Annotated in this window: 4 protein-coding genes and 1 pseudogene; 2 read left to right on the forward strand and 3 right to left on the reverse strand. The window is 72.8% G+C overall.

Annotation, left to right across the window (positions count from 1 at the left end; translation table 11 throughout):
- Window positions 1–537, forward strand: a 537-nt coding sequence (locus H0H10_RS02350; protein WP_507227364.1) for a phosphoglucose isomerase-related protein, incomplete at its 5' end; no start/stop codon positions are given.
- A gap of 87 nt (window positions 538–624) precedes the next feature.
- Window positions 625–1,632: a hypothetical protein gene (locus H0H10_RS02355; RefSeq protein WP_188179094.1), complete on the forward strand. Its 1,008-nt coding sequence runs from the start codon at window positions 625–627 to the stop codon at window positions 1,630–1,632.
- 79 nt (window positions 1,633–1,711) lie between these two features.
- Here H0H10_RS02355 and pgl read toward each other — a convergent pair whose 3' ends face one another.
- From pgl to H0H10_RS02370, 3 genes and pseudogenes are all read right to left on the reverse strand, one after another.
- A complete protein-coding gene (gene pgl, locus H0H10_RS02360; RefSeq protein ID WP_188179095.1) occupies window positions 1,712–2,494 on the reverse strand; it encodes a 6-phosphogluconolactonase in 783 nt (260 codons plus the stop codon).
- Window positions 2,491–3,540, reverse strand: a complete 1,050-nt coding sequence (gene opcA, locus H0H10_RS02365) for a glucose-6-phosphate dehydrogenase assembly protein OpcA (protein ID WP_188179096.1) — start codon at window positions 3,538–3,540, stop codon at window positions 2,491–2,493. Before opcA ends, pgl begins: the two co-directional genes overlap by 4 nt.
- Window positions 3,537–3,834: pseudogene (locus tag H0H10_RS02370) on the reverse strand (glucose-6-phosphate dehydrogenase); the annotation flags it as partial. The pseudogene H0H10_RS02370 and the gene opcA, both read right to left, overlap by 4 nt.

Consider the following 3,834-nt stretch of genomic DNA (forward strand, 5'->3'; position numbering starts at 1 on the left):
TGGCAGACCGGGCCGGTGGTGTGGGGCACGCCCGGCACCAACGGGCAGCACGCCTACTACCAGTTGATCCACCAGGGCACCAAGCTGATCCCGGCGGACTTCATCGGCTTCGCCGAGCCGGTCGCCGAACTGAGCGACGAGCTGAAGGCCCAGCACGACCTGCTGATGGCCAACTTCTTCGCGCAGACACAGGCCCTCGCCTTCGGCAAGACACCGGACGAGGTGCGCGCCGAGGGCGTGCCGGAGGAACTGGTGCCGCACAAGACGTTCCGGGGCGACCACCCGACGACGACGATCCTCGCCCGTGAGCTGACCCCGTCGGTGCTCGGCCAGCTCGTCGCCCTCTACGAGCACAAGGTGTTCGTCCAGGGCGCCGTGTGGAACATCGACTCCTTCGACCAGTGGGGCGTCGAACTCGGCAAGGTCCTGGCCAAGCGCGTCGAACCCGCCCTCACCGAAGGCGCCGACGTCCCCGGCCTGGATCCCTCCACCAAGGCCCTCGTCACCGCCTACCGGGAACTGCGCGGCCGGCAGTGAGCCGGGTGGAAAGCGGGCGGCGCCGCGCCGTCCGCTTCCCGTAGAATCCCCGGCGATCATGAAGGCGATCGCTCGGGGGAGCACAAGGTGACACGCACGCACGGCAGTTGGACGGGCGGCACGCTGACCGCCCGGTCCTTCCTGAAGCCCCATCATGTGGCACGGGCGATGTTCCATCCGGCGTGGATCCCGGACTCGGTGGACCCGTCGGTGGAACAGCTCAAGCGCGTCCGGGTCATCGCCGGTGCCGTCGCCTCCCTCGGCGTCTACACCTTCGTCGAGGGCGGCTTCGCCTTCACGGAGCTGCTGGAGAACGCGCTCACCGCGTCGGCCGTCCTGCTGTTCCTCACCCCGCTCACCGTCGGGGTGATGCTCTTCGTCTGGCGGCGCACCGGCACCGTGCGCCGGCTGCGGGAGCCGCTGCTGAACTCCCTCAAGCTGCTCCTGCTGTTCATCGGCTCGGTCGTCGCCACCGTGGTGCTGCTCCAGATGGCCAACTCCATGGGCGGCATGGCCATCCTGCCGATCGGCTTCGCCGCGCTGTGGATGGTCGGTTTCGTGGGCGCCGGGGCCTTCCGCATCTCGGGCAACTTCTTCGGCACGGCGGTCGTGCACCGCTGTCTGCCGCCCCTGCTGGCCACGGTGACGACCTGGCTGATGGCCCTGCCCGACCTGCTCACGGGTGACCTGCACGGGCTGAGCCTCACGATGGGCATCGTCTTCATCCTGGGCGCGCCGGTGACCGTCACGGCGATCGCGCTGCTGGAGATGGGGCGCCTCAAGCGGCGCTACGGCATCCGGCTGGGCACCCACCCGGCAGCCCAGCCGCCGATCCCCGGCCCGCCCCCGCCGGTTCCGCCGACGGCACCGCACGGGCCGCCTCAGGGCAACCCGTACGCGCCACACGTGCCGCCGCAGGGCAACCCGTACGCACCACCGCACGCCCCCGCGCCGGGCTACTCGTATCCGCCGCCTCCCGTGCCGCCCCAGGGCAACCCGTACGCACCCCACACGCCCCCGCAGGGCCACCCGTACGCGCCGCCGGGCCCGTACGGCCAGGGCAACCCGTACCACCCGGGACCCGGTACCTCCTGAGACGTCCCGCCCTCCACGACAGAACGCCGGGTCCCCGTCACTCGGGGACCCGGCGTTCTTCGCCGACGTGCGGCCGGTCTCAGGCCGAGGCCGGCGGGTACAGCGACCGCGGCAGCTGCGAGGCCGCCGCCGAGTCCAGCAGCCACAGCGTGCGGGCCCGGCCCCGGGCCCCCGCCGCGGGGGCCTGGATCTCCCCCGCGCCCGACAGGGCGATGGCGGCCGCCTGCGCCTTGTCCTCGCCGGCCGCCAGCAGCCACACCTCACGGGCGGCACGGATCGCCGGGAGGGTGAGCGTCACCCGGGTCGGCGGCGGCTTGGGAGCCCCGTGGACGCCCACCACCGTGCGCTCGGTCTCGCGGACCGCGGGCAGTTCCGGGAAGAGCGACGCCACGTGCGTGTCCGGGCCGACGCCGAGGAGCAGGACGTCGAAGGACGGCACGGAGGCGTGGTTCTCGGGATTCGCGGCACCCGCCAGCTCCTCCGCGTATGCGGCCGCGGCCGCCTCCACGTCCGTGCCGTGCGGGCCGTCGGACGCCGGCATCGCGTGCACCCGCTTCGGGTCCAGCGGCACCGCGTCCAGCAGCGCCTCCCGCGCCTGGGTGACGTTGCGCTCCGGGTCGCCCTCCGGCAGGAACCGCTCGTCGCCCCACCACAGGTCCAGGCGGCCCCAGTCGATGGCGTCCCGGGCCGGTGATCCCGCCAGCGCCGCCAGCAGACCGTTGCCGTTGCGGCCACCGGTCAGGACGACGGACGCCGAGCCCCGCGACGCCTGCGCGTCCACGATCTTCGTGATCAGCCGGGCCGCCGCAGCCTGGGCCATCAGCTCCTTGTCGTGATGCACGACCAGCTGAGGGGTGCTCACTTCGCCGCCGCCTTCCTCACCGGTGTCTTCTCCTGCGCCGCGTCCTTCGCGGGTGCTTTCGCAGCCGTCTGGACGGGAGCGCGGACCGCGAGGGGCCCTTCCCCGGCCTCTCCTTTGGCGGCCGCGCCCAGCCGGTCCACGCCGTAGCGCAGCGCCGAGGCGTAGGTGTCGTCCGGGTCGAGCCGGCGCAGCTCCTCCGCGATCAGCTCGGCCGTCTCGCGGCGCTTGAGCGCCACCGCGCGGTCGGGCTGGCCCTGGATGGACAGGGTCGCCAGCGAGCCGTCGGCCCGGCCCAGGACGATCGGCCCGCAGTCGGTGTCCAGCCGGACCGCGGTGAGACCCGGGCCGTCCGACGGCGAGCGCTTCACCGGCACGCCGAGCCGGTCCGCGAGCCACATCGCCAGCAGCTCGCAGCTCGGGTTGTACTCCTCGCCCTCCACTTCGACGGCGTTCACCCGGCAGTCGACCTGGTCCAGGGCCGCCGCCAGCATCGAGCGCCAGGGCGTGATGCGGGTCCAGGACAGGTCGGTGTCGCCCGGCGTGTACGCGGCGGCCCGGGCGGTCAGCTCCCCGATCGGGTCCTCGCAGGCGTAGGTGTCGGTGACCCGGCGCTGGGCCAGCGCGCCGAGCGGGTCCCTGGCCGGGTCCAGCGGCGCGTTCACCGGCCACCACACCACGACCGGGGCGTCGGGCAGCAGCAGCGGCAGGACCACCGACTGGGCGTGGTCGGCGACGTCGCCGTACAGCCGCAGCACCACCGTCTCGCCGGTGCCCGCGTCGGCGCCGAGGCGCACCTCGGCGTCCAGCCGGGACCGCGTACGGTCCCGCAGGGAGCGCGAGACGCGCTTGATGACCACGAGCGTGCGCGAGGGGTGCTCGTGCGCCGCGTCGCTCGCGGCCTTCAGCGCGTCGTAGGCGTTCTCCTCGTCGGTGACGATGACCAGCGTGAGCACCATGCCGATGGCGGGCGTGCCGATGGCCCGCCGGCCCAGCACCAGCGCCTTGTTGATCTTGCTGGCCGTGGTGTCCGTGAGGTCTGTCTTCATGGCCGGCGCCAGCTCCGTCCGTCTCGCTCGAGCATGTCGTCCGCCTCGACGGGTCCCCAGGTGCCGGCCGGGTACTGGGCCGGGGTGCCGTTCTTGTCCCAGTACTCCTCGATCGGGTCGAGGATCTTCCAGGACAGCTCGACCTCCTCGGTGCGCGGGAAGAGGTTCGCGTCGCCCAGGAGGACGTCCAAGATGAGGCGTTCGTACGCCTCAGGGCTGGACTCGGTGAACGACTCGCCGTAGGCGAAGTCCATCGACACGTCCCGGATCTCCATCGACGTGCCCGGCACCTTG

This window comes from Streptomyces griseicoloratus, from assembly GCF_014534645.1.
Taxonomy (GTDB): Bacteria; Actinomycetota; Actinomycetes; order Streptomycetales; family Streptomycetaceae; genus Streptomyces; species Streptomyces griseicoloratus.

Coding starts and splice junctions, on each gene's coding strand:
- opcA (WP_188179096.1), bottom strand. CDS start 3,540: ATGAAGACAGACCTCACGGACACCACGGCCAGCAAGATCAACAAGGCG.